Origin of the sequence: Pseudoalteromonas sp. P1-26 (assembly GCF_001401795.1) — a bacterium.
In the GTDB taxonomy this organism is placed as follows: Bacteria; Pseudomonadota; Gammaproteobacteria; order Enterobacterales; family Alteromonadaceae; genus Pseudoalteromonas.
In genome coordinates, this window is record NZ_LKDX01000123.1 from 1 (window position 1) to 688 (window position 688).

Here is a 688-nt window from a genome sequence, read left to right on the forward strand (position 1 = left end):
GGTATCTACTTTAGTATTCTCATCATTATTTGATGAATTAACTTCTGGCGAAGTTAACAGCTGTCACTAACAAAGACCCGTTTGGGTTGTATGGTTAAGTGACTAAGCGTACACGGTGGATGCCTTGGCAGTTGGAGGCGATGAAGGACGTATTAACTTGCGATAAGCCTAGTCAAGCTAGTAAAAAGCGCTTGAGACTAGGATTTCCGAATGGGGAAACCCACCTGCTTGCAGGTATCTTGCACTGAATACATAGGTGTAAGAGGCGAACGCGGAGAACTGAAACATCTAAGTACCCGTAGGAACAGAAATCAACCGAGATTCCGGAAGTAGCGGCGAGCGAAACCGGACCAGCCCTTAAGCTTATTATGTGTTAGTGGAACATTCTGGAAAGTTTGACGATACAGGGTGATAGTCCCGTACACGAAAATGCATCTTAAGTGAAATCGAGTAGGTCGGAGCACGTGAAACTTTGACTGAATATAGGTGGACCATCATCTAAGGCTAAATACTCCCAACTGACCGATAGTGAACCAGTACCGTGAGGGAAAGGCGAAAAGAACCCCTGTGAGGGGAGTGAAATAGAACCTGAAACCGTGTACGTACAAGCAGTAGGAGCCCTTCGAGGGTGACTGCGTACCTTTTGTATAATGGGTCAGCGACTTATATTTTGTAGCGAGGTTAACCG

At 45.8% G+C, this 688-nt stretch carries 1 rRNA gene; it reads left to right on the forward strand.

Features of this window, described 5'->3' with window-relative positions:
* Window positions 1–92: 92 nt before the first annotated feature.
* Window positions 93–688 (forward strand): 23S ribosomal RNA (locus AN394_RS21180); the annotation flags it as partial.